Origin of the sequence: Ruminococcus bromii (assembly GCF_928721825.1) — a bacterium.
GTDB lineage: Bacteria > Bacillota > Clostridia > Oscillospirales > Acutalibacteraceae > Ruminococcoides > Ruminococcoides bromii.
The window spans coordinates 658,030-683,968 of sequence record NZ_CAKMVP010000003.1 but is presented as its reverse complement, the minus strand read 5'-3'; the positions used below and the strand labels follow the sequence as shown (position 1 = coordinate 683,968).

General features: G+C 37.5%; 30 protein-coding genes and 1 tRNA gene. 18 read left to right on the top strand and 13 right to left on the bottom strand.

What is annotated here, in order from left to right:
* Positions 1–12 precede the first annotated feature (12 nt).
* From QDI94_RS03515 to QDI94_RS03490, 6 genes are all read right to left on the bottom strand, one after another.
* Entirely contained in the window at positions 13–1,131 is a 1,119-nt protein-coding gene (locus tag QDI94_RS03515; RefSeq protein ID WP_278867178.1) for an HNH endonuclease family protein, read from the bottom strand.
* Complete coding sequence (locus QDI94_RS03510; RefSeq protein WP_278867177.1) at positions 1,128–2,303, bottom strand: adenine-specific methyltransferase EcoRI family protein; 1,176 nt, start codon at positions 2,301–2,303, stop codon at positions 1,128–1,130. The genes QDI94_RS03515 and QDI94_RS03510 overlap by 4 nt, the downstream gene beginning before the upstream one ends.
* Positions 2,303–3,205 (bottom strand): nucleotidyl transferase AbiEii/AbiGii toxin family protein, encoded by a 903-nt coding sequence (locus QDI94_RS03505; RefSeq protein WP_278867175.1) that lies wholly within the window; start codon positions 3,203–3,205, stop codon positions 2,303–2,305. Before QDI94_RS03505 ends, QDI94_RS03510 begins: the two co-directional genes overlap by 1 nt.
* Positions 3,198–3,803, bottom strand: a complete 606-nt coding sequence (locus tag QDI94_RS03500; RefSeq protein WP_278867173.1) for a type IV toxin-antitoxin system AbiEi family antitoxin domain-containing protein — start codon at positions 3,801–3,803, stop codon at positions 3,198–3,200. The genes QDI94_RS03505 and QDI94_RS03500 overlap by 8 nt, the downstream gene beginning before the upstream one ends.
* A gap of 515 nt (positions 3,804–4,318) precedes the next feature.
* Positions 4,319–5,023: a hypothetical protein gene (locus QDI94_RS03495; protein WP_278867171.1), complete on the bottom strand. Its 705-nt coding sequence runs from the start codon at positions 5,021–5,023 to the stop codon at positions 4,319–4,321.
* Between the two features lie 16 nt (positions 5,024–5,039).
* Positions 5,040–5,567, bottom strand: coding sequence for a helix-turn-helix domain-containing protein (locus QDI94_RS03490; protein WP_278867169.1), 528 nt, complete (start codon positions 5,565–5,567; stop codon positions 5,040–5,042).
* Between the two features lie 286 nt (positions 5,568–5,853).
* On the opposite strand from QDI94_RS03490, the gene QDI94_RS03485 reads away from it, so the two are divergent.
* The 9 genes from QDI94_RS03485 to QDI94_RS03445 all read left to right on the top strand — a co-directional run bounded on the left by QDI94_RS03485 (position 5,854) and on the right by QDI94_RS03445 (position 12,570).
* Positions 5,854–6,048, top strand: a complete 195-nt coding sequence (locus QDI94_RS03485) for a helix-turn-helix domain-containing protein (RefSeq protein WP_021883140.1) — start codon at positions 5,854–5,856, stop codon at positions 6,046–6,048.
* A 5-nt stretch (positions 6,049–6,053) separates the two neighbouring features.
* On the top strand, positions 6,054–7,127 hold the full coding sequence (locus QDI94_RS03480; protein WP_178468242.1) for a site-specific integrase: 1,074 nt from the start codon (positions 6,054–6,056) through the stop codon (positions 7,125–7,127).
* A gap of 1 nt (position 7,128) precedes the next feature.
* A complete protein-coding gene (locus QDI94_RS03475) occupies positions 7,129–7,464 on the top strand; it encodes a plasmid mobilization protein (protein WP_117886978.1) in 336 nt (111 codons plus the stop codon).
* The gene (locus QDI94_RS03470) at positions 7,454–8,647 is read left to right on the top strand and encodes an AAA family ATPase (RefSeq protein ID WP_278867165.1); all 1,194 of its coding nucleotides are present in this window, start codon (positions 7,454–7,456) and stop codon (positions 8,645–8,647) included. The genes QDI94_RS03475 and QDI94_RS03470 overlap by 11 nt, the downstream gene beginning before the upstream one ends.
* A gap of 218 nt (positions 8,648–8,865) precedes the next feature.
* Positions 8,866–10,026, top strand: a complete 1,161-nt coding sequence (locus QDI94_RS03465; protein ID WP_278867164.1) for a plasmid recombination protein — start codon at positions 8,866–8,868, stop codon at positions 10,024–10,026.
* 24 nt (positions 10,027–10,050) lie between these two features.
* Positions 10,051–10,431, top strand: a complete 381-nt coding sequence (locus QDI94_RS03460) for a TnpV protein (protein ID WP_278867162.1) — start codon at positions 10,051–10,053, stop codon at positions 10,429–10,431.
* Positions 10,432–10,563: 132 nt separating this feature from the next.
* Positions 10,564–10,779 (top strand): helix-turn-helix domain-containing protein, encoded by a 216-nt coding sequence (locus tag QDI94_RS03455; protein ID WP_021883134.1) that lies wholly within the window; start codon positions 10,564–10,566, stop codon positions 10,777–10,779.
* Positions 10,776–11,780 carry a DNA adenine methylase gene (locus QDI94_RS03450; RefSeq protein ID WP_021883133.1) on the top strand — a complete coding sequence of 335 codons (1,005 nt, stop codon included), beginning with the start codon at positions 10,776–10,778 and terminating at the stop codon, positions 11,778–11,780. The genes QDI94_RS03455 and QDI94_RS03450 overlap by 4 nt, the downstream gene beginning before the upstream one ends.
* 1 nt (position 11,781) lies before the next feature.
* Positions 11,782–12,570 (top strand): TRM11 family SAM-dependent methyltransferase, encoded by a 789-nt coding sequence (locus QDI94_RS03445; RefSeq protein ID WP_021883132.1) that lies wholly within the window; start codon positions 11,782–11,784, stop codon positions 12,568–12,570.
* Positions 12,571–12,599: 29 nt separating this feature from the next.
* Here the strand turns inward: QDI94_RS03445 and QDI94_RS03440 are convergent, their stop codons facing one another.
* From QDI94_RS03440 to QDI94_RS03430, 3 genes are read right to left on the bottom strand one after another with little or no spacing between them, the layout of a single operon-like run.
* Positions 12,600–13,730: a PDDEXK family nuclease gene (locus QDI94_RS03440; protein WP_278867159.1), complete on the bottom strand. Its 1,131-nt coding sequence runs from the start codon at positions 13,728–13,730 to the stop codon at positions 12,600–12,602.
* Between the two features lies 1 nt (position 13,731).
* A complete protein-coding gene (locus QDI94_RS03435; protein WP_021883130.1) occupies positions 13,732–14,340 on the bottom strand; it encodes a hypothetical protein in 609 nt (202 codons plus the stop codon).
* Positions 14,306–14,554, bottom strand: a complete 249-nt coding sequence (locus QDI94_RS03430; protein WP_021883129.1) for a helix-turn-helix domain-containing protein — start codon at positions 14,552–14,554, stop codon at positions 14,306–14,308. Before QDI94_RS03430 ends, QDI94_RS03435 begins: the two co-directional genes overlap by 35 nt.
* A gap of 83 nt (positions 14,555–14,637) precedes the next feature.
* Here QDI94_RS03430 and QDI94_RS03425 point away from each other — a divergent pair, with 83 nt between their 5' ends.
* Positions 14,638–15,642, top strand: coding sequence for a DUF3644 domain-containing protein (locus QDI94_RS03425; RefSeq protein ID WP_278867156.1), 1,005 nt, complete (start codon positions 14,638–14,640; stop codon positions 15,640–15,642).
* An 854-nt stretch (positions 15,643–16,496) separates the two neighbouring features.
* Here QDI94_RS03425 and QDI94_RS03420 read toward each other — a convergent pair.
* Positions 16,497–16,572 (bottom strand) — tRNA-Thr (locus QDI94_RS03420).
* Positions 16,573–17,024: 452 nt separating this feature from the next.
* On the opposite strand from QDI94_RS03420, the gene QDI94_RS03415 reads away from it, so the two are divergent.
* From QDI94_RS03415 to QDI94_RS03395, 6 genes are all read left to right on the top strand, one after another.
* A complete protein-coding gene (locus tag QDI94_RS03415; protein ID WP_278867154.1) occupies positions 17,025–17,417 on the top strand; it encodes a helix-turn-helix domain-containing protein in 393 nt (130 codons plus the stop codon).
* A 139-nt stretch (positions 17,418–17,556) separates the two neighbouring features.
* Positions 17,557–17,820, top strand: a complete 264-nt coding sequence (gene rpsO / locus QDI94_RS03410; RefSeq protein ID WP_015524098.1) for a 30S ribosomal protein S15 — start codon at positions 17,557–17,559, stop codon at positions 17,818–17,820.
* A gap of 226 nt (positions 17,821–18,046) precedes the next feature.
* Positions 18,047–20,266 carry a polyribonucleotide nucleotidyltransferase gene (locus QDI94_RS03405; RefSeq protein ID WP_278867150.1) on the top strand — a complete coding sequence of 740 codons (2,220 nt, stop codon included), beginning with the start codon at positions 18,047–18,049 and terminating at the stop codon, positions 20,264–20,266.
* Positions 20,157–20,570: a polymorphic toxin type 44 domain-containing protein gene (locus tag QDI94_RS09895; protein ID WP_353867092.1), complete on the top strand. Its 414-nt coding sequence runs from the start codon at positions 20,157–20,159 to the stop codon at positions 20,568–20,570. The genes QDI94_RS03405 and QDI94_RS09895 overlap by 110 nt, the downstream gene beginning before the upstream one ends.
* Positions 20,564–20,902: a DUF5412 domain-containing protein gene (locus QDI94_RS03400; RefSeq protein WP_278867147.1), complete on the top strand. Its 339-nt coding sequence runs from the start codon at positions 20,564–20,566 to the stop codon at positions 20,900–20,902. Before QDI94_RS09895 ends, QDI94_RS03400 begins: the two co-directional genes overlap by 7 nt.
* Entirely contained in the window at positions 20,883–21,029 is a 147-nt protein-coding gene (locus tag QDI94_RS03395; RefSeq protein ID WP_021882826.1) for a hypothetical protein, read from the top strand. The genes QDI94_RS03400 and QDI94_RS03395 overlap by 20 nt, the downstream gene beginning before the upstream one ends.
* 78 nt (positions 21,030–21,107) lie before the next feature.
* Here the strand turns inward: QDI94_RS03395 and QDI94_RS03390 are convergent, their stop codons facing one another.
* The 3 genes from QDI94_RS03390 to QDI94_RS03380 all read right to left on the bottom strand — a co-directional run bounded on the left by QDI94_RS03390 (position 21,108) and on the right by QDI94_RS03380 (position 22,948).
* On the bottom strand, positions 21,108–21,521 hold the full coding sequence (locus QDI94_RS03390) for a transposase (protein WP_278867142.1): 414 nt from the start codon (positions 21,519–21,521) through the stop codon (positions 21,108–21,110).
* Between the two features lie 88 nt (positions 21,522–21,609).
* Positions 21,610–21,828 carry a transposase gene (locus QDI94_RS09890; protein WP_417136972.1) on the bottom strand — a complete coding sequence of 73 codons (219 nt, stop codon included), beginning with the start codon at positions 21,826–21,828 and terminating at the stop codon, positions 21,610–21,612.
* A 97-nt stretch (positions 21,829–21,925) separates the two neighbouring features.
* On the bottom strand, positions 21,926–22,948 hold the full coding sequence (locus QDI94_RS03380) for a LacI family DNA-binding transcriptional regulator (RefSeq protein ID WP_278867137.1): 1,023 nt from the start codon (positions 22,946–22,948) through the stop codon (positions 21,926–21,928).
* A gap of 219 nt (positions 22,949–23,167) precedes the next feature.
* Here QDI94_RS03380 and melB point away from each other — a divergent pair, with 219 nt between their 5' ends.
* Entirely contained in the window at positions 23,168–24,643 is a 1,476-nt protein-coding gene (gene melB, locus QDI94_RS03375) for a melibiose:sodium transporter MelB (RefSeq protein ID WP_015523930.1), read from the top strand.
* A gap of 1 nt (position 24,644) precedes the next feature.
* Positions 24,645–25,925, top strand: a complete 1,281-nt coding sequence (locus QDI94_RS03370; RefSeq protein WP_117838070.1) for a galactokinase — start codon at positions 24,645–24,647, stop codon at positions 25,923–25,925.
* The last annotated feature ends 14 nt before the right edge of the window (positions 25,926–25,939 follow it).

The following is a 25,939-nucleotide window of genomic DNA, read 5'->3' as shown; positions in this document are numbered from 1 at the left end:
ACTTTGCCAGCATTATAAATTGCCTTTTTTAAGATTACAATCACGACAGAGCATTTGGCAATTTTCTGGTGTAGTTTTACCACCTTTAGACCAAGGTGTGATATGGTCGGCGTGCATTTGCTCGAACTCAAATTCTTTGCCACAGATTGCACATTTATGATTTTGCTTTTCATAGACAGCAAGAGCATCACGTCGGTCAAAAGCACGAATAGAGAGTTTCTTTTCTTCACCTGTCAGCAAATACTCGTAAATGCCGGATTTTTTCGTTACATCTTCATCACCCATAAGACGTTGAATTTCTAATTCAAGTGCTTCAGGATCAAGGTCGGTACGCTTGCCGTGTTTATTGTAATACAGTCCCCAAGGCAAGCCCTTCATTTCTTTGCGTTTTTTGGGGAATATTGCTTGTACCCAGTCTATAACCGAACGAAAATAATTCCAAAGAGTTACGGCACTTGGATCGTGCTGATGTTCCGACATATAACCCTCAATGGTCTTTCCTTCATCAGAAGCTGCCCATAAAATAGCCGTTTCAAGATATTCTTGGCGAATGCTTGACCCCTTTAAATAATCGCCTGCAAGAACGCTCGCCGCACAACCTGATTTTGAAAAATATCGCTTTGCATCTGATGTCCAGCTTCCGGCATATACAGCATTTCTAAGCTCTTGATCGGTGAGTTGTTCGCCGGCGATATTGATAATACGAAACCAGTCAAGCTTTTCTGACTCCGAGCCATTGCAAATATAAATGAATAACTCATAATCAAGAATTTTATCTTGTTTATCTTTTGGCAAGTTAACAAAAAGCATATCATCAACTGAAAAATTGCCATCTACATACTCGCAAAGCGAAATTGTACGCTGCTGCCCATCCATCACCTCATATCTCGGAGTGTCTGGGTCATCTTCAAATTCTTCTCCACGGTCTACCCAATACATAACATTTAACGGCAAACCTTTCATTACGGTGCGGATTACTTCATTTCGTTGCTCGTCTTTATAAACGAATTCACGCTGATATTTAGGGCGAATATCAAGTTGTTCATCATAACCAACAACGCCTTCCTCGGCATCATTAAAATAGCCTTTACAAACTTCGCCGACTGTTATTTTTCTTTCTTCAATGATCATTTCTTTACCTCCTCGGGATGCTTATTGCGAATAAATATTCTCGCATAAGTTGAGTGCACAACCTCGTCATTAAGCACAAAATAATTTCCACTTTTAGGCTTTCCTTTTAGAACGGGATTTCCGTTAATCTTACCACCGCCGGAGCCTGTTTTGGTTCCGTTCTGCCTTGTTTCTTGGAAGTCTTTATAATTCCTGGTTGTTTTTATTCCTGCCAAATAGTCTTTTCCATTTACTAAACCAATAATATCAAACTGTTCTGGGTTATATTTATACATAAATGTTATCGGAACACCCATAACACCTGGAAAATCACAAGGAATATCAGCAGTTTTTGAGACTTCAATAGCCTCATAATTATCATAATTTGGATACTTGGAAGAATCGTAGCGCTTTACAAGAATCATTTCCTCGTGACGTTTACGAATATCCAAGTTGGTAAACCAAGCAATGTTGCCGAGCGACCTCCACTTTTGTCCGTCATCATCCACCCAAAATCTCGTTTCACGTGGTTCGAAATATTCAGGAACTTTAAATGACATATCGCCATTCCCGTACCCTAACCACACTTTATTCTGCATAAGCAAAGGGAAAAATTCTTTGTAAGTTATTGCATTTTGACTTCCTATTATTATGAAATGTTTGTTGTGTTCAAGGAGCGTTGACACATATTCTCGAAATAACGAAAACGGTGGATTTGTTACAACAACATCTGATTCATCAAGTAGTGCTAAACATTCAGCACTGCGAAAATCCCCATCACCGTCAAGTTCTGTAAGTTCGTTTTCGCCGGACTTAAAAAGCTCTGCTACGTCGAACATATCAATTCCACCATCACCGGACTTATCATAGACCTTTGTTATAACGGCTTTATATGCTTTGTTTTGCTTATCTTCTTCTGTTCCTGTGATGTCAAACAAAGAAAGTTGAGTATTTGCTATCGGAGAAGAAACATAGCAAGTAGCAATCAACTTTTTCAACCCAAGACGATTAAAATTCAGAACAAAATATTTGAAAAAGTTGCTTTCAAATGGATCATCGCAATTACAAAATACAACCTTGTCTTTAAAATGCTTTTTATAATATCTCATTTCTTTTTCAATATCCGTAAGTTGGGTGTAAAATTCATCTTCTTTTGCACGCACTGCAGCTTTCAAACTTTTATTTCCAGCCATTAGTTCTCCCTCCATATATTGTTTCTTCCAGACCACTTTTTCGCAAAGCCTTTTTCAGACATTACTGCCATAAACGGCTCTATCAAAAACTCTTTAATGGTTTTCAGCACTGTGTTAAAATCATCGGTTTTAGTATCTATCTTTCTGCAAAATGCTTTCCATTTCTTTTGCATTGCATCATTTTCGGCAAAAGCCATAACTTGCTCAAATTGTTCTATCGTAAAGGCGTGTCCACGATTTTCAAAAGTCTTTTTAAGTGCTTTCGTCAGCGTTCCACCGTCAAAATCGAACTTGTTGGCAAGATAATAAATATCATAATAATCTTTCATTCGGCTTGAAAATTCCATTAAATCGAGAATTGCATCAAGCTTTTCGGCAATTGTCGTTTCCAGCGAATATGTATTTACCGTCGGAGAAGCGAAATCGTCAAGCTGTGTAGGAATTTTTCGCTTTTCCTGTTTTGGGACAATTACATCGCCAACGCCGAAATCAATACTAAAAGGTGTTCTTGTATTCTTGATATGCGCAACAAGCGATGCACCGATACCGGCATATTTCTTTGTAACAGCAATGGGAGCAACATCTGTTATTTCAAATGTAACAAATTCATTTTCTGTAGGTGCTGTGATAATTTCTTCAAGCACAGCCCGCAGTTGTTCAGGAGTGTTCGGCATTTGTCGAAGCAAAAAATCAACATCGACTGTAACTCTGCTGTCAAATTCGGTAAGCGAATAGATAAACAATCCGCCTTTGAGAACAAAATTTTCTGCGTATTTTGATTTTTCAAGTCTGCGCAAAAACTCTTCCTGACAAAAGAGCTGCAAGCAAAGTTGATAACTTCTTCCACTTGCCTGAGCCTTATTCTTTAATCGTGTAAGCACAGACGCTGCAATATCAGCCATTCAGCAACACCTCCATCAGTTCGGTGACTTTTTTATACACACGCAATTTTTGGGAATAAGCAGAAAGATTATTCAGATTCTTTTTGTCGTCTTTTACATAAGCGTTAATAGCCTTGTTGAAAATTTCGTTATCTAATCTTGAACGATATTTGAAACAATCACATATTGTTCGCTCACGGTCATATACAGGCAGCTTAACCCCGTTGAAGTTATCAGTGATTTTTCCAAGTTCGTACAACTCAGGTTGCATATAATAAGGTTGAATAGCAAGCGAATCAACTTTTAGCTTTGTTCTTGACATTGAACGAGGCACAGCTATTGACCATTTTCGTGGTGCAAAGTCGCTGTAACCATAGTGAAACAATGCAGATTCAACACAAACTATTCCTTTTGGGATGAGTGTTGCAAGCAATTGCTCTTCTGAAGAAACCCCTTGTTCGGCAAGCTGATAGTATCCGTGTCGTACACGATTAAGAAAGCCTGCGTTACACAGGTTTACGACATCAACAGCTCTGATTCCGGCAGCAACAAAGTCGGCAGATTTTGCAATGCCATTATTGTCTACAACCACTTCTTTTGCTCGCTCTTGAAGATTCACTCATTCACCCTCTTTCTTAAATAAAATTCACGCACAGCGAATACGTAATTGTGTTCTGATTTTATTATACCTGAGACAACTAAAAAAATCAATTAAAATTTAAGCACATTTTTTGAAATGTGTGCGTAAAATTAAAATACATCTTGCAAAACAAAAAGAAATCAAGTATAATATAAATTGTAAAACCAATCCGGTTGCGATTATTCTTTTCTTGCAACCATCGGTTTTATCGCACCTGATAAGAAAATGATAAATTCTCGTCATACAGGTATAATAATATGGATTATCAAAATACTGCGAAGACTACACGATACATTTTATAAACAAAATGTGTTAAGTTTAGCTTTTCGGCAACGAGTGGGAATAATTTCACACCCGTGAAAAAACCCGTAAAATAAGGCTTTTCGCCGTTTGAAAGCCCTCTGTGGCAACAAAATGGCAACATAATTTGAATTATTGTAAAAGTAAAGAGCTATCAGATTTTTTGAAAGTCTGATAGCTCTTTTTATATTTGATTAGTTGGTTTCAAAAACTTTTAGCCCAAGAAAAGTTTTTTCTGCAAGTTTATATGCAGAAAGCTTTTGATCCCATTCATTGCGAACACGAGATTTTTTGAGGACTTCTTCTAATGAAAAGTCGTCAAAGTAGTCAATCCTCTTATTACTAAAATATTCTTTGCAATAGGCTTCAAACAAGGTCTTTATTATATCGGTGGTACTACCATCTTCATCAATTTCATAGGGACGCTCTTCAATGATTTTAGATAGATCATCTCGTAAATACATCAGTTCTGACGGTGTATCATAATCAACTATTTCATCATCGATTTCAATAGGAACAGGCTTTGTATTAATTCCGTTTTTCTCAAGTTTATAACAGAAATAAGAAAATAGACTTTCTGCGCTTACTGAAGAATAACTATATGAACATACACTCTTATATGATGATAAAAAAGTTGTTAATGCAGTTCGTTCTTTTTTAGTAAGATATTTGGAATCGTGTTCTTTAGAAGTGTCTTCGAGGAGCTTGTAGTTTTTCCAAGAACGAGGTTCTGAAATTATTCGCCTCATTGGAAATAAAACATTTAATCTTAATGCGTTGCGATTGCTTTTTCTGAAATAGATAGCGGAAATTATCCACGAAATTAGTCCAGATAAAAGCACGGTTAATAAAGTGAATATGTGTTCGTAAGTAAATAGCCAAGTGAAAAACTTGCTCATATACCCCACCCTTTGTTTAATCTTTTATTTTATTTTTAAAGGCTTCAATCATTGCTTCGTTTACTTCCTGTGACGGTACTTTTACAAAACCGGAAGTTTCATCATATTTCGGATAATTGTAGCGCCACTTATCATATTCGTCACGGTTAATATCGCCGTTGTGATATTTCTCCGATTGTTCAGCCCACGCATTAAGCATTTCCGAAAGCTCGGCGGCATCCGTCCCCTTGCGAGAGTCTGCATACATTGAAACACCGTTTTCCGTCTTTATTATTGTCAATCCGTATCTGTCCTCTAATGTAAACAAAGTGTGCATTAACCCTATGTAGCTGTCAATGTCGGGAACAGAAAGAGCCTGCGGAGATATGTCAAAAATCTCTGCAAGTTTATTTGTTAAATCAGCTTTAGGTGTTCTTGAGCCGGATTCATACTGTGCCATACGAATGTCAGCAGTCTTTTCAGGAAATCCGACCACCTGTCCTAAATATTTCTGTGTCATTCCGCAAAGATTACGAAAGAATCTTATTCTCTCTCCGATTGCCATAAAATACGCTCCTTACTTATGTAATGTGCAATCAGTATATCATATATGTTTAGTATATGTCAAGCAACATAAAACAAAAAAGTTTAATATTTTTACGAAAACCACTTGACATAACGGAATATGTTTAGTATAATCATTAAGCAAATAGCGTTAAGCTGTTTGCGAAAATTGAATAACCGTCATACATCACGGTAATGGTGTATCCGCTCGGGCAAATCGGAATGCGGTCAGAAAGTTCTCCGACACTAAATAAACAAACTAACAAGAATTGAAAGGAGGTTTCATTATGAGTACAACATTTATGAAAGTACAAGATGTTGCCGACGAATTAGGTATTTCAAAATCTTATGCCTATAAAATCGTGCAGCAGCTTAACGAAGAGTTAAAAGCACAAGGCTTTATAACAATTTCAGGACGAGTAAACAAACAGTATTTTTTAGAAAGAGTTTGTTATGGTACAGCCGAAAAAGAAAGGATGTGATATCAATGGCTGTTTATAAGGAAGAAAAAACAAATACTTGGCGTGTTATCTATCGCTATACCGATTGGAATGGCGAACGAAAGCAATCACAAAAACGAGGATTCAAAACAAAACGTGAGGCTCAGGCGTGGGAAAGAGAACAACTTAATAAGCTTGGCGGAGATTTGGATATGAATTTCAAGAGTTTTGTTGAACATTACTCCGAAGATATGCAGACTCGACTTAAAGAAAACACTTGGGAAACCAAGAAACATATTATTGATAAAAAGCTTATTCCATATTTCGGTAAGCTGAAAATGTGCAACATAACCGCACAACAAATAATTACTTGGCAAAATGAGCTTATCAATCATAAGGACGATAACGGCAAACCGTATTCTCCCGTATATTTGAAAACAATACACAATCAGCTGTCTGCGATATTCAACCATGCTGTCAGGTACTACAACCTGAAAGAAAACCCTTGTCAAAAGGCGGGCAGTATGGGTAAAAAGAAAAATCGTGAAATGCTTTTCTGGACTAAAGAGGAATATTTGAAGTTTGCTGATGCAATGATGGATAAGCCGATGTCATACTATGCGTTTGAAATGCTCTATTGGACGGGTATTCGTGAGGGCGAGCTGTTAGCTCTTACTTCTGCTGATTTCGATTTTGAAAAGCGAACGGTAACAATTAATAAATCGTTTCAGCACTTAAACGGCAGAGATATAATCACTTCACCGAAAACAGAGAAAAGTAACCGCACAATTCAGTTGCCAAAGTTCCTTTGTGATGAAATGCAGGATTATCTGAAAATGCTTTACGATGTGGGGTTGGAGGACAGAGTGTTTACAATTACAAAAAGCTATCTGCACAGAGAAATGGACAGAGGCGCAAAAGAAGCAGGCGTAAAAAGAATCCGTATTCACGATATCCGCCACAGCCACGTTAGTTTGCTGATTGATATGGGATTCTCTGCGACGGCTATTGCAGACCGTGTGGGACATGAAAGCATTGATATAACTTACAACTATGCACATTTGTTCCCATCAAAGCAGGCTGAAATGGCGGATAAGTTAGATATGGAAAGGGGCGAGTAAAATGTCACTTAAAAATAGAGATGAGCATAACCGCTGGAGAAACAAAACCGTAGCGTTTCGTGTATCGCCGGAGGAGGACAAACAAATTGAAACTTATGTACGGCTTTCAGGACTAACTAAGCAGGATTATATAACAAGGCGACTCACGCACAGGGATATAGTTGTGCAAGGCAATCCGAGAGTATTCAAGGCTTTGCGAAACCAGCTTGCCGATGTGCTGTCGGAATTACAGCGAATAGAAGCCGGCGGGGAGGTAAATGATGAGTTGCTTGATGTAATAGAAATGATTGCCGATATTCTCGGCGGATTGAAAGGAGAGGATAACAATGGAGAATAAAAAAGAAATGACCGCCCCGAATGTATCTGTTGGCGCAGATACGGAGCAGTCAATCCAAAAATTTACTGACATTAGTATAAACGATAACGATGAAAATATCAAGGATTTGGACGAAAGTTTTCGTGAAATGCAAAGAGAAATGCTGAGGCAAATGGATCCGTCATATTTGAAAACCGTTTCAATGTCGGCTCTGTATGATACCGATTTCGAAACACAAACCGCACTTATAGACGGTCTGCTTTATCAGGGAACTTACTTGTTCGTGGGTTCTCCGAAAGTAGGAAAGAGTTTTATGATGGCACAGCTCGCTTACCATATCAGCACTGGAACTCCGCTTTGGAATTACAGAGTCCGCAATGCAACCGTTCTTTATTTTGCCCTTGAAGATGATTACCCTCGCTTACAGCGCAGACTCTATCATATGTTCGGCGCTGACGGAACGGACAACTTGTATTTTGCAACAGAAAGCAAAACCGTAAACGGCGGTTTGGAAGACCAAATAAGAGGTTTTATTCAGGAACACCCTGACACCGGACTGATTATCATAGATACGCTAAAGCGTGTTCGAGAGACAGGTGGTGCGGATTACAGCTACGGCAGTGATTACGATGTAGTCGCAAAGCTGAAAGCGCTTGCCGACAGCTACAAGGTAACAATGCTTATCGTCCATCACACACGCAAACAGCAGGCAGACGATAAATTTGATACAATCTCCGGCACAAACGGATTGCTCGGTGCGGCAGACGGCGCCTTTGTTCTCAGCAAAGAGAAACGAACAACCAATGCCGCAACGCTTGACGTCACCGGCAGAGATCAGCAGGATCAGCGAATACACCTTGTTCGCAATCCGCAAAAACTTATATGGGAATTTGAAAAAAGCGAAACAGAAGTTTGGACAGAGCCGCCTGACCCGCTGCTTGAAAAGGTATCGACTGTTCTTTCTTCGGACAGTAGCCGATGGGACGGGACGGCTTCTGAATTGAGCAAACTTATTGGATTGGATATTAAGTCTAATGTTCTGTCGCTAAGACTTAGTATCAACGCCGGGCGGTTGCTTAAAGATTACGACATTCATTACAAAGCGAGTCGCACGCACAGCGGACGAAAAATATCCCTTTGGAAAGAAAGCGTGTCAATGTGTGACGACCGTGACAAACTCTCCGAGAACGGTGATGTGGTCTAAAACATTGTCACCATCGTCACGGTTTGTCACAGCAAAAGTTTAGCAGAGTGTGCAGAGAGTGCCTTTTCAAAGGCGGCTCTTTGCCCCTCAGAGAGCGCAAAACCTGCTTGCAGGTTGCATTTTTGATGGGCTCGCCTGTCAAAAGTGCTTTTGCGTTACTCTTGACAAGAGTAACAGAACCGAGGACGAGCAAGTTTATGAGATTGGAGGTGTATATAATGCAAAGAACGATAAGTGCAATGGTAGGTAAAGGCTCGGTCAATCATAACAGCCGCAAGTTCAAGGCGGAAAATGTTGACGGTAGCAGAACGCATTTGAACATTGATTACTGTAACGAGCCGATAAAGAAAATCTATCACGAATTGTTTGACGAAGCGCTAAAAAGATACAATGAAAAGCAGACAAGAGCCGACCGCAGAATAGAAAACTACTATGAGAAAATCAGAAACTCAAAGCAAGAAAAGCCGTTTCACGAACTGATTTTACAGATTGGCGATAAGGAAAATATGAGCGCCGAAAGCGAAAACGGACAGCTTGCACGGCAGGTTTTAGATGAGTATTATCGGGGATTTCAAGAGCGAAATCCCAACCTAAAAGTGTTCTCTGCTCATCTGCATATGGACGAGGCAACGCCCCATTTGCATATTGATTTTGTTCCGTTCACAACTGGCAGCAACCGTGGACTTGATACAAGAGTATCACTCAAGCAGGCGCTTGCCGCACAAGGATTTAAGGGCGGAACCCGTGGAGATACCGAGTGGAATCAATGGGTAAGCGCAGAAAAATCCGCCTTAGCGTTTGTTATGGAACGCCACGGAATTGAGTGGAAACATAAAGGAATGCACGAAACACATTTGTCTGTTCTTGATTACAAAAAGCAAGAACGAGCGACGGAACTTGAAGAATTAGGGGCTAAAATCGAAGTAAAACAAGCAGAATTTAATGTGTTATCCGAGCGAGTGTTAAACTATGATGATGGTTTGGAAAACTTAAGAAATGTGGAAGAAATGCTTGATAATGCACCCGAATATCAGCTCTCCGAGCCGCAAAGTTTTATGTCCGCAAAAGCATATAAAGCAAAAATTGCAGAGCCGCTTATTCAAAAATTAAAAGCGTTAATCAAGACGGCATTGGCTCGTTGCTTTGAGGGTTGGGACAGTTACCATAGATTAAATATCACGAACGGCAACCTCTATCGTGAGAACGAAATGTTATCGAAAATAAACAGCAAGCTGAAAAGTGAAAACGAAAATTTGCGTTCGGAAGTCAAAGATTACAAACTTTTGCGCAAAGTTTTCGGGCATAAACAGATTGATGAGTTGCTTGAACAGGCAAGAAATATCAAAGGTCGCAAGCGTGAAAATCCACGCTCAAGATAAATAAATTTTTGGAGGTAAAACAAAATGGCAAACACAATTTTTGAACAAACAGGTGGTACTTATACACAGGTGGGCGACTATATGTTACCCGATTTATTACCGGCGGAAGAAGAAAAGGAAGCGAATATCGGCGTTTGGGGAATGAGGCATAAACGATATTTGAAGCAAAATCACAAAGTGCTTTACTACAATTTGCTGACAAGCGGTAAGCTCAATTCATATCTTGTAGATATTGAACAGCAGGCTCAAGACCTTTTTTCTCGGCTTGTAAAAGACTTAGCCGAAAAAGAAAATGTAACCGAAAACTTAAAAGCAACTGACCAAATGCTATGGGTTCTAAAAATGAACAATATCCGTAACCGTGCAACGGAAATTGTAAATGCGGATATAATTTACAAGGTATAAACATAACGACGGCAGGGAGCAATCCCTGCCGATTTTTTGATGCTATTTCTGATTTGTTTAGTTATAAATATAAAAGTATTGCGTTTGCAGTACTTTTATGATATAATCACAACATATAAAGGAGTGATGGATTTGTCTTTTACATATAAGCCATTATGGAAGTTGTTAATTGATAAGGAAATGACCAAAAAACAACTGATGGAAGAAACCAACATATCAAAATCCACAATGGATAAAATGGGAAGAAACGAGAAAGTGTCAATGGAAATATTAGATAGATTGTGTTCTCATTTTTCATGCGATGTTTCCGATATTATTGAACATATTGACGAGGTTGAAAAGCAATGAATTATATAGGATCCAAATATTCGCTTCTTGATTTTATTCATAGAACAATATCGGATGTTACCGGTTACAAGTCAGGTGATGATTATATTTTTGCAGATTTGTTTGCGGGAACCGGGGTTGTAGGAGCGAGTTATAGAAAAGAAGGCTGTAAGGTCATTTCAAACGACATTCAATACTATAGCTATGTAATTAATAAATATTTAATTGAGGGATCAGAAAATATAGACGAATCATTGATAAGCAGTTTAGATTTATTGGATGATGTTGATGGCTTCATATTTGAAAACTATTGTGCAGGTTCAGGTAGTGGTAGAAACTATTTTACAGATAGCAATGGTAAAAAATGTGATGCTATAAGGATAGAGATCGAAAGACTTTTTAGTCAAAATTTGATATCTGAAGAAACATATTTCGGGCTTTTGGCAGGTCTTGTGAATTCGATAGATAAGTACGCAAATACGGCATCGGTATACGGAGCCTTTCTTAAGCACATAAAAAAATCGGCTCAAAAACAATTTAAGTTAGAGTTACTGCCAAGAATTCAGGGACCAAAAGGAGAAGCTTATAATGAGGATGTTAATAAACTGATAACGAGAATTCACGGGGATGTTTTATATCTTGATCCGCCATATAATGCTAGACAATATTGCTCAAATTATCACGTCCTTGAAACTATTGCACGATATGATTATCCTGAGTTGAAAGGCAAAACCGGTTTGAGAGAGCCCAATGGACAGAAAAGCAAGTATTGTTCTAAGAGAACATTGGAAAGTGAATTTGAAAATTTGATTGCTAATGCGAATTTTAGATACATCTTTTTAAGCTATAATAATGAAGGTTTAATGAATGTAGATGCAATAAAAAATATAATGTCGAGATACGGAACATATAGATGTTTCACTCAATCTTATAGGCGATTTAAGGCAGATAAAGACAAAAACAGAAATATTTCAGGAAAAGAAACGACTGAGTATTTGCATTGTTTAATAAAAGAGGAATGAAATGGGAAAATATAATGATTTAGACTTATCTCAATGGAGAGAATACACGGACATCGAAACGGATTCTTTATGGATAATCGACAAAAGAGATAATAGCGGTGCGCATAGTGGACATTATCATGGAAATTTTGTTCCACAAATTCCGCACCAGTTATTTTCTAGGTATACCAAAAAAGGAAATTGGATTTTAGACCCATTTATGGGAAGCGGAACATCATTAATAGAAGCACAACGCATGGGTAGAAATTCAATTGGAATAGAAATTCAACATGATGTTGCGAAAGAAGCTTATGACAGAATATACACTGAAAAAAATGATGTTGTAAGAACAAAGGTTGTGGTTGCTGATAGTCAAACATGTGATATGAATAAGATATTACTATCAGAAGGCATAAATAAAGTACAGTTTGTAATAATGCATCCTCCATATTGGGATATTGTGAAGTTTTCTGAAAATCCCAATGATTTGTCAAATTGCGACAGCATTAATGAGTTTTTGGATTCTTTTAGCAAAGTAATCGATAACTCGTTAAGTGTTTTGGAGAAAAATAGATATTGTGCAGTTGTTATTGGCGATAAATATGCCAACAGTCAGGTAATTCCCCTTGGGTTCTACTGCATGAATTTGATAATGGAAAAAGGTTTGCTTTTAAAAGCCATTTTAGTTAAAAACTTTGGTGAAACAAAAGGTAAATCAAATAAACAAGGCATATGGCGATATCGTGCCTTAGCCAGCGATTTCTACATATTCAAACACGAATATATTTTTGTATTTAAAAAGGTAAAGTGATTAAAATCACTTTACCTATAACGAATCGATTATACAATTTTCTCAAAGTCAATATCATCTTTGCTTATATTAAAAGCATAATACTCGGTCTTATGAATAGATGCATATGAATACGGATTGTTAAACTTTTTTTCAGCAATATATTTTATCAATCCCATATCATTTGTTTTAGCAGCAACAATGCAAGGGGTTATTTCTACTGCTTTTCTATCATAGTTCGGAATAATATAATCAAATAGCCATTTTATATACCAGTTAAGTTGATAATCCACAATATTCGCTGTAGGCTGTTCGTCTTTTAATTCAATTATTTTAAAGTGAATATTATTGTTGCTTTCTTGCATTATCAATATATCTATTCGCTGCATACCTACTCCGCAAGAAACCTCATTGCCTACCAAAAAATCCTTTTCTGGAAATTCAAGTAAATTTAGCGAGCGTAAATTTTGTAAAATAAAAGCTTGTAAATGTGTTTCAAACGCATTTTGTCTGTTTGCTTTATATAGCAATCTTTCTTTTATAGATAGCGAATTTTGTCTACCGCCATAAATTGCGACATTATTATATTCTGATATTTTGTTTGATGAAAAATCATATGTATAGTTATCAGATACTGTTAGGCATTTGCTTTTATTTTGTAATTTTGATAATAAGTCGTTGAATTCAAAATCAGTAATCATAGTGCATCCGCGATTACCTTTTAATTTTCTATATATTAAACTCCAACATAATTCATAAGGATAATTTTTACCTTCTAAGGAATCTAAATATTCGTGTTCTGTTATGCCTATTGGGTATACGCCATAATCAGATGCCTCAATGAGTATGCGGTATGACAATCCTTTCCCAAGTTTAATTTTTAAGTAATTATCAGTATCATTTTCATCGAAAAATGCTCTAGATTTTGCTCTGAATATTCCAAAGAACTGTCCTTGATTACCATTGGTCGCTTGTAAGTAAAAAATAATATTGTCGCCAATCTGAATGCGAGAAATGTCGGCTATCATTCCCATTAAGTTGCGCTCTGCAGTTGCGTTATATTGAATAGTAGGATTATTCAAAAAAGGTGATTTTTTTTCGCTTGCACCAGTACCTGCGAACATATATTCTAAGTGGTATTTAAATGTTTGTCCATTTACAATAAAAACGTGTGTATTCATATTATTTTTCCTTCAAATGTTTTCTAAATTCTAATGGGTCATACCAAAAACAGCCCTCGCAGGCATTTTCTTCGCCATTGTGACGAGCGTCACCTTTGTAATATGACATGGGATAACCTAATTTCTTAGCGTCATATCTTATGCCTGTTCTAATGCATTCTTTACAAAATTGGCGTTTTGCATCATTTGCGGCTTTGCTTAATGGCTGAAAATCAGATAATTTTTGATCTTCATTTCGCATAACACGATCTTCATTTTTCATGCCATTTTTATGGTCTACCTCTGGATTTGACGTCCCTAATATTACACAACGCTGACTTTGGATTTGCCTTTTTATATCTGCTCTAATATGTTGTGAATAATCACCATTATTGAACCCTACAGTTCTTATTGCATCGGTTCTGTTTCCCGGAGTACGAGTTTTATCTCTTTCAACAATGTATTTTCTTCCAAATGGTCCGTCATCTCTTGACCATCCAGCACCATTTAAGAGTTGGAGACCTTGGTATTCTCCCACAAATTCATCAACAGATACCCATCTGCTGAAACCGTTCTCATCTATTCCGGCCAATTCCTCAAATAATTCGATTTTTGTTTTCTTTTTTGGCATTTTTGTCTTCCTCCAAAAACAATTTATAGGTTTCAATTCCGAGCGCATCAGCTATACGCTGTATATTTTCAAGCGAAATGCTGCGGCGGTAACACTCGATAGCACTTATGTAGGTACGGTGCATACCGCACTTTTCGGCGAATGCTTCTTGAGATATTCCCATAGCTGTACGATATTTTTTTAGGTTGTCACCAAATACTTTTATAATATCCATAGTTGCAATCCTCCTAAATTTATAGTATAATAAAAATGAACACAAAAAGTCTACATACAATAAGTATATGGCAGGTGATAGATATGCCCAAAAGAAAAATGGTTCAAAATAATTTACTTAAAAATTCAATTTCAGCATATTTTGCAGCAATTGAAATACATAATAAGCCCAATTTTTCGTATCGTTACGAAACAGTAACATTATTGATTATGAATGCTTGGGAATTGATTTTAAAATGCTTTGTGAAAAAGTACATTAAGAGCAAGTCTATATACAAAAAAGACGGGCATACAATTTCCATTGATAAAGCAATTGATTATACAGACGAGTATATTAACAAGCAGGAGCCAAAAGCGTTTATAGAAATAAAAGAAAATTTATGTCTTATTGAAGAGTACAGGAATAATATTGTGCATTATTACAATGAACAATTAGAACCATATATTTTTATGCTGACAGCTAAGGCGGCACTAAACTATGTGGATTTTCTTAAAAAGTACTTTTCAAAGGATATAATGGCAAATGAAGGTTTGTTTATTTTACCATTAGGGTTCAAATTACCGTTCAAGCCAGAAGATTTTCTGACCAAAAGGGCAGCTAATTACATTTCTTCTAAAGAATCAAAAGAGTTTATATCCTCAATGGTTAAAGTTATTACCGATTTGAATGATGAAGGCATTGAGGATACCATTGTTGTTGGATTTGATATATATTTAGAAAATGTTAAACGAATGAAAAATAGCGATTTACTTATTGCGATTACTTCACAAGATGCAGCAGATGCAAATTTTGCAAAAATTAATAAAGTTCAATTATCAGATGATCCTAATGCACAAAAAATAAAACTTTCAGATGATGAAATAGTTAAACTCTATCCATTTACATACAGTGATATATGCAAAAAATGCAGAGCTGATATCCCGAACTTCAAGCAGGGTAAAAAGTTCAATGAAATAATGTCTTCTTTAAAAGAGAACAATACTTATGCATATACAAGAAGGCTTAATCCTAAAAAAGCCAAAACAACAAAAACAACTCTTTACGCAGCAAGCATTATTGATGAAATCAAGCAAAGATACGAAACATAATTTGGTCTTGTTCACAGTTGTACTTTAATGATATGTACTTTGGCAACGAAATGGCAACAAAAAATCGGATAGCGTATGCTTTACCGATAATTCAAGTAATATAAATACTCTCTGATAAATTTCATAAACAAATGCGTTTAAGATTGATTTACAGGGAGCGAGTGGGAATAAATCGTAATGTTATTGTGCAACACCCATTATCCTGTAATGTGTAAATTTTAATATCCTTGAGCGACCTTGAAGAGCAATCTTTTAGGTCGCTTTTTCTATGCCCAAAAACCCAGTGTTTATCGAGAATTTGGCAATAAAACTCCAATTTTATTCGGAGTTTAAACAGTACAGACAGAGGATAACAAAAATTACCCCAAAGAGAGTAGAGGGGTTTGTACAATAACAACAAAAAATATAAAAACCTCCGAAAAGTCAGTGCTTATCGAGCTTTTCGGGGGTTCTTTTTTATCCTGTGGGACTGCTATGGGACTAAAAATAAAATTATTTAATTTCAGTTCAAAGTCAATAGTTAGGGCAAACCGAAAAGTAGAATATATAGGCTCAATGTCAATAGTTGGGGTAAACCGAGAAAACGGAATATATGAGAATTACAAGCGGCAGAGAATTAAACTGTCGCTTGTTTTGCTGAATAATTGATATGTGCGGTATGCGGCTCAATATTTATATTTAGGATAACCCGAAAAAGTCTGTAATCTTCGGTTTTAGCTGACTGCTTTTTGACTAACATTTGACTAATATTTAAGCAATATTATGCGATATTTCGCAATATTTTACGGTAAAAATAAGCAAATAAAAACCGCACCAAAGAGCCTGAAAACGGCTTTCTGATGCGGTTTTTGTTATGGAGCTGAAGAAGGGACTTGAACCCTCGACCTACTGATTACGAATCAGTTGCGCTACCAACTGCGCTACTCCAGCATATTATTTTAAATTTTAACAAGGATTACTGAACACGATGTGCAGTGCGGAAAATATAAATATTTTCACATATTATGCTAATATTTATAATGCTTAACTAACGTTAAACGCTAATGTGTTTCGGCAGACTTCGTGCGTAATGAAAACTTCACCTTGGTATTATACACCGATTGTCCCGATATTTCAATAGAAAAAAGTAAAAAAGCAAGTAAAAAAAGAAAATTTAGTTTAATTTTTCGTCTGTCATCATAATTTAAGGAGAAGAAAACATAACGGTGAATTAAATAAATTTATACTTTTGTTATTATAAATACAAAATTATGCACAAAAAAAGTGGTAATTTTTGTCTGGTGAAGTGTTATCACATTTGTAGAATAATAAAATTAAAAGTACTATAATTGTTACACAATAGATACTACAGCGGAAATGCTTTGTGATAGGATGTGCAGCAGATGCCAAAAAGAAAGTGCAGTAATATTGATGCGTCGGTCGGACTAAGAATGCGTTATTACAGAATCCAGTGCGGACTGACTCAACAGCAGGTTGCTGACGCTCTCAATATAAACCGTACAACATACACTAAATATGAAACAGGTGTTTCCGAACCGAGTCATGAGCTTCTGGGAAAAATTGTAAAGATGTTCGGTATAGATTATAACGCAATTCTTGATAACAGAGATTATTTTGAAAGAAGAGTTGCAGACTCTGATATGACGCTAAATGTCCTTACTCTTGCCGAAAGAGCAATCATTACAAGATTTCGGTCTATGTCAAAAGAAGATCAGAAAAAGATTTGTGAATATATAGATATGCTCTACAATGAAAAAACAAAGAAGATTTTGTAAAAAACACTTTACTTTTGACCTCGATTGTGATAATATAAAACAGATGACCGTGTCTCGGAACAGGGAGTATGCCGTTTGTCGGATTTTCACAGCCCTGCCCTGAGATTTTGGCGACTATTTTTGAAAGGTGGAATTTTAAATGCTTAAAGAAGAAAAGCAGGCTATCATGGCTGAGTACGCAACTCACGAAGGCGACACAGGTTCTCCGGAGGTTCAGATTGCTCTTCTTACAAAGAGAATCAATGACCTTACCGAGCACCTCAAGGTTCACAAGAAGGATCACCACAGCAGAAGAGGTCTTCTCAAGATGGTTGGTCAGAGAAGAAGCCTTCTCGCTTACCTCACAAAGGTAGACATTGAAAGATATCGTTCTATCATTGCAAGACTCGGTATCCGTAAGTAATTTTTTAAGTACACAAGGGCAAGCGAAAGCTTGCCCTAAATTCGATTTTCTGCGGGATTTTTATTTGCTGTTTTTTAGCGGTAAAACGATTAAATAACCTATGCTAATATGTGTTTATCAGCTTTGTTTAATGGTTTTATTGCTAAATCGGCGTAAAATCCCGTTTGAATAAATTTGAACTTTATTTAAAATGTGAAACTTATGTTTCGGAAAGGATTTTACTAAAATGAATCGACTTATGACTTTCGACAAATACAGAGTATTTGAAACAGAATTTGCCGGCAGACCTTTAAAGGTTGAAACAGGCAAGATGACACAGCTTGCAAACGGTGCGTGTCTTGTTCACTACGGTGACACAACAGTTCATGTTGCTGTTACAGCATCAGAAAAGCCAAGAGAGGGCGTTGATTTCTTCCCGCTTTCGGTTGACTATGAAGAAAAGATGTACGCAGTAGGCAAAATCCCCGGTTCTTACCTCAAGAGAGAGGGCAGACCTTCGGAAAAGGCTATCCTCACAAGCCGTGTAATCGACCGTCCTATCCGTCCTCTTTTTGATAAGAGTATGAGAAACGATGTTTCAATCGTTTGTACGGTTATGAGTGTTGATCCCGACTGTCAGCCTGAAATTGTTGCCATGATCGGTGCTTCAATCGCAATTTCAATTTCTGATGTTCCGTGGAACGGACCTATCTCGGGTTGTTCCGTAGGTATGGTTGACGGCGAGTACATCATCAACCCGACAGAGGAGCAGAGAAAGGTTTCTAAGATGGCAACAACAGTTGCCTCAACAAGCTCAAGAATCGCTATGATTGAGGCAGGTGCAGATTGCGTATCTGATGACGATATGTACAACGCAATTATGGCAGGTCATGAGGCTAACCAGAAGATTATCAGCTTTATTGAGGAAATTAAGGCTGAAATCGGCAAGCCAAAGTTTGAGTTCGCAAGTCTTGAACCCGACCATGATATGTTTGAGGCAATCAAGGCATTTGCAGAAGAAGATGTTAAGGTTGCTCTTGATACAGATGATAAGAGAATTCGTGACGAAAGACTTAAGCCTATTTATGAGGCAGTTCACGCAAAGTTTGACGAGATTTATCCCGAAAGCGAAGCCCTCATTGACGAGTGCCTCTATAAGACACAGAAGTTCATTGTTCGCCGTTGGTTACTCGATGAGCAGAAGCGTGTTGACGGCAGAGGAATGGACGATATCCGTCCTCTCGCATCAGAGGTTGGCGTAATTCCGAGAGTTCACGGTTCGGGTATGTTCACAAGAGGACAGACTCAGGTTCTCACAATCGCTACACTCGGTCCTGTTTCTGACAAACAGCTTCTTGACGGCATTGACGGCGAAACAGAAAAGAGATATATCCACCACTACAACTTCCCAAGCTACTCAGTCGGCGAAACAAAGCCAAGCCGTGGTCCGGGCAGAAGAGAAATCGGTCACGGTGCTCTTGCAGAAAGAGCTCTCGTTCCTGTAATTCCTTCTGTAGAAGAATTCCCGTATGCACTTCGCCTTGTTTCGGAAGTTCTTTCTTCAAACGGTTCAACTTCACAGGGTTCAATCTGCGGTTCAACTCTTGCTCTTATGGACGCAGGTGTTCCGATTAAGGCTCCTGTTGCAGGTATCTCATGCGGTCTTATCACAGAGGGCGACCGTTGGATGACAATGGTTGATATTCAGGGTCTTGAGGACTTCTTCGGTGATATGGACTTTAAGGTAGCAGGTACACACGACGGTATCACTGCTATTCAGATGGACCTCAAAATCAGCGGCCTTACTCCCGAAATGGTTAAGGAGGCTCTTGCCAAGACTCACAAGGCTCGTAACTACATCCTTGACGAAGTAATGCTCAAGACTATTGCAGAGCCGAGAGAAGAGCTTTCAAAATATGCTCCCAAGATGTTTACAACAACAATTCCTGCCGACAAAATCAGCGAGGTTATCGGTAAGAGCGGTAAGGTTATCAAGGAAATTCAGGCTGAATGCGGAGTTAAGGTTGACATTGAGGAAGACGGCGAACTCGGACAGGTATTTGTTTCGGGTATTGATTCCGACAAGTGTAAGCGTGCAATCGAAATTATCAACACTATCGCCGTTGATCCTGAGCCGGGTGCAATGTACCTCGGCAAGGTTACTCGTATTATGGACTTCGGTGCTTTCGTTGAAATCGCTCCGGGCAAGGAAGGCCTTGTTCACATTTCTCAGCTTGATGTTAAGCGCACAGAGAATGTAACGGATGTTGTCAATGTAGGCGATATTATCCGTGTTAAGGTAATGGAAATTGATGACAAAGGCAGACTTAATCTCTCTCGCCGTCAGGTTCTCATTGATGTTGACGGTCTTGTTCCCGAAAACGACATTGACGCAGAAAGATCAGCTCGTCCGCGCAGACCTCACAACGACCGCAGAGGCGGCTTTAACAGAAACAACAGAAAGTAATTTTTGTAATCTGAAATTTAATATTTTAACAATCTGTTCCTTTCAATTTGCAAACCATTTTAAATTTCATGGATGTATAATAGCTTCACAAGATGTTGGTAATATACATTTTGGGTTTGTTGGCTCAGTTGTTTTCAAAGCAATAACATTATGCACGGGAGCAGGTATTTATCAAATATTAAGTGGAACATCATCTTGGAGTTATTGGTATAGTTTTTTTGACGATCCCAGAGATACTCGTTGCATATTGTTGGGCAGAAAGTATTGGAGATTACTTTATAATCGGAAGGTGTTTCAATGGTAAAGAAGTTTTTTACGCTTAATTGCTTTTTTGTGGTTATGATTTTATTTACAGCGTGTAGTTTGGAATACTTGCCCCATGGCGAGTTAATTGATACTACAGCATCTCCTAATAATGAATATGTAGTAAACGCTTACCTTTGTTCGGGGAATGCAACGACAGACTTTTCAGTAAGGTGTGAAGTAGTTGATTTAAAAACGAATAAAAGTCGAAATATATACTGGAATTATCATCAAGAAGATGTTTCTTGGTATTGGAAATCTCAAGATGTTATTGTCATAAATAATATCGAACTTAATGTTTTGACGGATGAGTATGATTGGCGAAATTATTGACCTTATATCAATTGCTCAGTATTGGTATCTCTCTATGTTAAGATATTTTGTTTCTGTAATCGAGTTGTTACGCATCTACCTGATGACAGATGCAGATAACGGATTTGATATGAAATGTGCAACATAAAAAGTGAACAATAAAAAGACATCCTATGATAGAATAAAACCTACCATAGGATATTTTGTTATGAAAAAAATTGGTTCATCACGATTTTTTGTGGGATGGTGAACGGACAGAAGGAATAGAAAGATAGCGAATCAAGGTGAAGAAAAAGTCGTCGTCACGGTAACCGTAGCCGATTCGTTTAGCGACCTTGATCTTGTTGTTGAAGCCTTCGAGCTTGCCGGTGCTGATTGGGTGGATGGCATGGGCAGCTAAGCCGGGGAGCCGTTTTTCTTTTCGAACTGCAAACCGTACCAATGTGGGAATCTCACTTTCTTTCGCAGCCTGAAACCATTTTGTCCATCCGGTGACTGATTGTTGGTAATCTGTCAGTTCATAAAGTCTGCACATTTCCTCTTTCATGGCGTAACAAACAGCAAGGTCGTGATGATCTTGCAGAATAGAGTGTAATTGCTCGGTTTTGCTGTCGGAGAGTTTATCTGAGTTAATGAGCAATGACTAACGCAGCTTCTTGAGTTGGCTGTATTCCTGCTTTTCGGCTTTAGCTTCTTGTTTAAGAGATTTTATAGTTTCCTTGTCGGTATCATCCGAGATATCGGCAAGGATTTTTTTCTTTGGCTTTATGCCTACGAGCTTCATCCAGACGAATAACGCCGAGAACATCTCTGCCAAATTGCGACTGCATATGAAACCGATCATATACAATCTGTGCTTTGGGCAAATGCTTTGTTACAAGCTTGTTGTAAGATGCGTTCATGTCCATCGCTACCGCGATGACTGCTGACAAGGAGTCGGAAGGCACATCTTCAAAGAACTTTTCAAAATCCTTCTTAATCTATCATTTGTGGAGTTATAATTATAATTTATTATAGCATACAATCGTTTAATAACGACGATAATTATAATTTTTTAGGTTTTGCACATGAGTTGCGAACTTTTATTGGACAAGGTAGATAGACACGCATAGGAGAATAATAATCGGTGCTTTTAGGTTTCATCAGATTCAAAATAAATCTAATGCCGTAAATACCCATTGCATATACAGGTGCGTTTACCGTAGTAAGCGGAGGGTTTGTATATCCCGAAAGCTCCGTGTTATCAAATCCCATAACAGAAATATCCTCAGGAATTTTGTAACCGTTTTCTTGCAGAGCTCTCATTGCACCGATTGCAATATGATCACTTGCCGCAAAAATAGCTGTGGGGAGATTCCCTTTGCTGATCATTTCTGACATCATTTTATAACCGGATGATGTTGAAAATTTGTCCTGCATAATAAACCCATCATATTTAATGTTTAGTTCATCGCAAATGTCTGTGAAAGTGTTGAGTCGTTTATCAGGAAATATCGTTCCGTCCTCAAGCTGTTCAATGCCTCCGATAAAGCCAACTGTTCTATGACCTAAATCATATAGATATTTAATTGCATCGGACACTGCCTGACGAAAGTCAAGTGATACGGATGTGATTTCAATATTCTCAACGGTCATATCAAGAAAAACAATTTTATTATTCAAAGAATGCAGTAATTTTATTTCTTGTTTACTAAACTTCCCGAGGCAGATTATGCCATCAACATCGCAAAGTACATTCTGATAGTCATTGTCTGTTTTAAATGTTCGTACAATACTTATATTATTTTTTGAACAGTAGTCCTCGATACCCTGTCTCATCAAAAAGTAATAATTATCTTCAATTTCCTGTTTGGAAGAGAACCATTGTAGAATTCCAATGCGACATGAAGGTGCTGATGTAACCCTTTTTTTCTTTACATAATTAAGTTCTTTAGCTGCTGCAAATATTTTTTGCTTCGTTTCAAGCGAGGTGCTGAGGGTAGTGTCGTTATTAAGCACTCTTGAAACAGTAGCTACTGATACATTTGCCTTTTTGGCAACATCTCTGATTGTAGCCAATTGAATCACCTCACTACCATTATAGTGAAATATTACTAAAAAATCAAGTCGTGTTTAGTGAAAAACGGAGAAAGCAAAAATGTTTACCAAAAACTATTGACAGTTTACGAAACAAAACATATAATTTACTTAACACAAAAACAAAAGAAACATTATTATTAAATAATAACGAAATCTTTTGTGCAGGTTGTCACGGCGTTTCATTTAAAATTAAAAGGAGGAAAAATTATGAAACAGACATCATCACAACCAAGACTTGATGGCAAAATCCCGGGTAGAATCAAATACACCTTTGCTTTAGGTGCCCTCGGCAAAGATATGATTTATGGTATGATTGCCACATTTTCAATGATTTATTTCACAGACATCATCAAGGTCAACCCGGTATTTATCGGCGTAATGTTCTTTGTTGCAAAGTTATGGGATGCCTTTAATGATTTGTTTATGGGTATGATTGTTGATAACACACGCAGCAGATGGGGTAAATTTATTCCATGGCTTGTAATAGGTACGCTGGTTAATTCAATTGTATTTGTTGTTTTATTCACAGACTTCCACCTCGATGGCGTTGGACTTTGCGTATTTGCAACAGCAGCTTACATACTCTGGGGTATGACTTACACAATTATGGATATTCCTTATTGGTCAATTATTCCTAATCTCACTTCAAATCCTGAGGAGAGAGAAAAAGTTTCGGTACTTCCGAGAATCTTTGCAAGTATCGGTCAGTCACTTGTTATTGCAGGCTTTGGTGTTCAGATTATTGAGGCTCTCAGCGGCGGCACAACAAATCAGGCAGGTTATCACAGATTTGCAATCATAATTGCAATTGTATTTATTCTTACAATCGGTATTACAGTAATCAATCTTCCGAAAAAGAGAGATGATTCTGTTCCGGAAAAGAAAGTTAAGTTTAAAGATATTTTCTCAATCATCGGCAAGAATGATCAACTTCGTTGGGCGGTAACTCTTATCTTCCTTTACAACATCGGCATTCAGTGCATTATGGGTGTTGCAACATATTATTTCAAATATGTTTGCGGCAACGCAGGAATGATGTCATCATTTATGATCAGCGCATCAATCGCAGAGGTTGTAGGTCTTATTGTATTCCCTAAGGTTACAAAATTTCTTTCAAGAAAAACTTCGTTCCTTCTTGCATGTCTTTTACCTGCATTTGGTCTTGTAATGCTTTTGTTCGTAGGTATTTTTGCTCCGCACAATGTTGTGCTCACATCAATCTCTGGTGTTATTGTAAAACTTGGCACAGGTCTTGAACTTGGTTGTGCAACAGTATTCCTTGCAGATGTTGTTGATTACGGTGAATTTAAGCTTGGAACAAGAAATGAAGGCGTTGTATTCTCACTCCAGACGCTTATCGTAAAATTTACAGCGGCTCTTACAGCACTTGGTATTGGTGCGGCACTTGGAAGCACACAGTATATTCCGGGTCAGGAACAGTCATTTGCAACAGTAGCGTCAATCAGTACACTTATGTGCATTGTTCCTGCGGTTTGTATGCTTATTGCTTATGTTGTTTACAGAAAGAAATATAAACTCAATGACGGTATGATGAAGAAGGTTATAAACACAATCGGTGCAAGAAGAGAAGGCAAGATTGATATGACACAACAGCTTGATGAAAGCGGTAACACAGAGCCTTCTATGTTCCTTCCTACAGTTGCGGAAAAGGCAGGTAAATAAAATGATTGATACTAAAACAGCAATTGAAAAAATTACAAACGGCGAATTTGATAATCTTTTCACTGATATATATATAGATTCATCAATGATTGATTATCAGAAAAAAAGATATGTTCATGCAATTGAGCAGTATGAAACAATTTTTTGCCCTGATAAAGTAGCAATATTCAGTGCTCCCGGCAGAAGTGAGGTTTGCGGTAATCATACAGATCACCAGCATGGAATGGTGCTTGCAACATCCATTAATCTTGATACTATTGCTGTGTCGGCTAAGAATAACAATGATGTTGTAAGATTTGTTTCTGACGGTTATGATATGATTACTCTCAATATAAATGACCTCGAAGTTAATAATGATGAGGCAGGCACAACAGTCAGCCTCATCAGAGGTGTTCTTCGTGGACTTAAGGATCATGGATACAAAATTGGTGGATTCAATGCTTATGCAACAAGTGATGTACTTGTTGGTGCAGGACTTTCATCGTCAGCAGCTTTTGAAGTAGTTGTCGGAACTATTATTTCCGGTTTATATAATGATATGAAAATAAATTCAGTTGAGATTGCTCAGATTTCTCAGTATGCTGAAAATGTATTTTTCAAAAAGCCGTGCGGACTTATGGATCAAATGGCTTGTTCAGTCGGAGGAATGGTTAACATTGACTTTAAAGATCCGACAAAGCCAATTGTTAAGAAAGTACCTACCGAATTTGAAAAATATGATTACAGTCTTTGTATTGTTGACACAAAGGGTGATCATGTTGATCTTACAGATGATTATGCTATGATTCCCTCGGAAATGAAAAAGGTTGCAAATTTTCTCGGAGAAGATTATCTGAGAGATTGTGATTCAAACGAATTTTATATTCGCCTTGACGAAATTCGTGAGGCTGTTGGCGACAGACCGGTACTTCGTGCGATTCATTTCTTTAATGAGGAGCATAATGTTAAAAATGCCGTTTCATCACTTGAAAACGGTAAGTTTGTTGAATTCCTTGATGCAATCAGAAAATCCGGTAATTCATCGTTTAAGTATCTTCAGAATGTATATACAACAAGAGATATTCAACATCAGAACATCTCGGTAGCCCTTGCACTCAGCGAAAGCCTTCTTCGCAATTACGGCGTGTGCCGTGTTCACGGCGGTGGATTTGCAGGTACAATTCAGGCGTTTGTCAAAAATGATTTTGTAAGTAATTACAAAGAATTTATAAATAAAATTTTCGGAGAAAACTCATGCCATGTTCTCAAAGTGAGAAAATACGGCGGAATAAAAGTAATGTAATTATGTAGGTTTTG

Coding starts and splice junctions, on each gene's coding strand:
- QDI94_RS03515 (WP_278867178.1), bottom strand. CDS start 1,131: ATGATCATTGAAGAAAGAAAAATAACAGTCGGCGAAGTTTGTAAAGGC.
- QDI94_RS03510 (WP_278867177.1), bottom strand. CDS start 2,303: ATGGCTGGAAATAAAAGTTTGAAAGCTGCAGTGCGTGCAAAAGAAGAT.
- QDI94_RS03505 (WP_278867175.1), bottom strand. CDS start 3,205: ATGGCTGATATTGCAGCGTCTGTGCTTACACGATTAAAGAATAAGGCT.
- QDI94_RS03495 (WP_278867171.1), bottom strand. CDS start 5,023: ATGAGCAAGTTTTTCACTTGGCTATTTACTTACGAACACATATTCACT.
- QDI94_RS03490 (WP_278867169.1), bottom strand. CDS start 5,567: ATGGCAATCGGAGAGAGAATAAGATTCTTTCGTAATCTTTGCGGAATG.
- QDI94_RS03485 (WP_021883140.1), top strand. CDS start 5,854: ATGAGTACAACATTTATGAAAGTACAAGATGTTGCCGACGAATTAGGT.
- QDI94_RS03480 (WP_178468242.1), top strand. CDS start 6,054: ATGGCTGTTTATAAGGAAGAAAAAACAAATACTTGGCGTGTTATCTAT.
- QDI94_RS03475 (WP_117886978.1), top strand. CDS start 7,129: ATGTCACTTAAAAATAGAGATGAGCATAACCGCTGGAGAAACAAAACC.
- QDI94_RS03470 (WP_278867165.1), top strand. CDS start 7,454: ATGGAGAATAAAAAAGAAATGACCGCCCCGAATGTATCTGTTGGCGCA.
- QDI94_RS03465 (WP_278867164.1), top strand. CDS start 8,866: ATGCAAAGAACGATAAGTGCAATGGTAGGTAAAGGCTCGGTCAATCAT.
- QDI94_RS03460 (WP_278867162.1), top strand. CDS start 10,051: ATGGCAAACACAATTTTTGAACAAACAGGTGGTACTTATACACAGGTG.
- QDI94_RS03450 (WP_021883133.1), top strand. CDS start 10,776: ATGAATTATATAGGATCCAAATATTCGCTTCTTGATTTTATTCATAGA.
- QDI94_RS03445 (WP_021883132.1), top strand. CDS start 11,782: ATGGGAAAATATAATGATTTAGACTTATCTCAATGGAGAGAATACACG.
- QDI94_RS03440 (WP_278867159.1), bottom strand. CDS start 13,730: ATGAATACACACGTTTTTATTGTAAATGGACAAACATTTAAATACCAC.
- QDI94_RS03435 (WP_021883130.1), bottom strand. CDS start 14,340: ATGCCAAAAAAGAAAACAAAAATCGAATTATTTGAGGAATTGGCCGGA.
- QDI94_RS03430 (WP_021883129.1), bottom strand. CDS start 14,554: ATGGATATTATAAAAGTATTTGGTGACAACCTAAAAAAATATCGTACA.
- QDI94_RS03425 (WP_278867156.1), top strand. CDS start 14,638: ATGCCCAAAAGAAAAATGGTTCAAAATAATTTACTTAAAAATTCAATT.
- QDI94_RS03415 (WP_278867154.1), top strand. CDS start 17,025: ATGCCAAAAAGAAAGTGCAGTAATATTGATGCGTCGGTCGGACTAAGA.
- rpsO (WP_015524098.1), top strand. CDS start 17,557: ATGCTTAAAGAAGAAAAGCAGGCTATCATGGCTGAGTACGCAACTCAC.
- QDI94_RS03405 (WP_278867150.1), top strand. CDS start 18,047: ATGAATCGACTTATGACTTTCGACAAATACAGAGTATTTGAAACAGAA.
- QDI94_RS09895 (WP_353867092.1), top strand. CDS start 20,157: ATGTTGACGGTCTTGTTCCCGAAAACGACATTGACGCAGAAAGATCAG.
- QDI94_RS03400 (WP_278867147.1), top strand. CDS start 20,564: ATGGTAAAGAAGTTTTTTACGCTTAATTGCTTTTTTGTGGTTATGATT.
- QDI94_RS03395 (WP_021882826.1), top strand. CDS start 20,883: ATGATTGGCGAAATTATTGACCTTATATCAATTGCTCAGTATTGGTAT.
- melB (WP_015523930.1), top strand. CDS start 23,168: ATGAAACAGACATCATCACAACCAAGACTTGATGGCAAAATCCCGGGT.
- QDI94_RS03370 (WP_117838070.1), top strand. CDS start 24,645: ATGATTGATACTAAAACAGCAATTGAAAAAATTACAAACGGCGAATTT.